Genomic DNA, 269 nt, shown 5'->3' on the forward strand with positions numbered 1-269 from the left:
GTTCCAGGCGGGCGCTCAGGCGATAGGCGCCGTTGTCCCATTGCCAAGTGGCCTGGTCGGGGGTGTTCTGCAATTGGCTGACGGCATGCGCCGCCACACCGCTGGAGGCCTGCACCGAGGCTTGGCCTGCGGGTGTCACGCGCAGCGCCAGGGTGGCGGGGTCGACTTCGACGCGCCATAAGGCGTTTTCCAGTACGGTGGCGGCGAAGGCAGGCGATGCAAGGAGCAACGCGCAAAACAGCAAGGTGAAACGCAGGCACTGCATGAGG

Annotated in this window: 1 protein-coding gene; it reads right to left on the reverse strand. The window is 66.2% G+C overall.

Annotation, left to right across the window (positions count from 1 at the left end):
• On the reverse strand, positions 1 to 269 hold a 269-nt coding region (locus AAEY75_RS15340; RefSeq protein WP_352260066.1), incomplete at both ends, for a hypothetical protein.

This window comes from Psychrobacter sp. TB55-MNA-CIBAN-0194, from assembly GCF_040309505.1.
Classification (GTDB): Bacteria; Pseudomonadota; Gammaproteobacteria; order Pseudomonadales; family Moraxellaceae; genus Psychrobacter; species Psychrobacter fozii.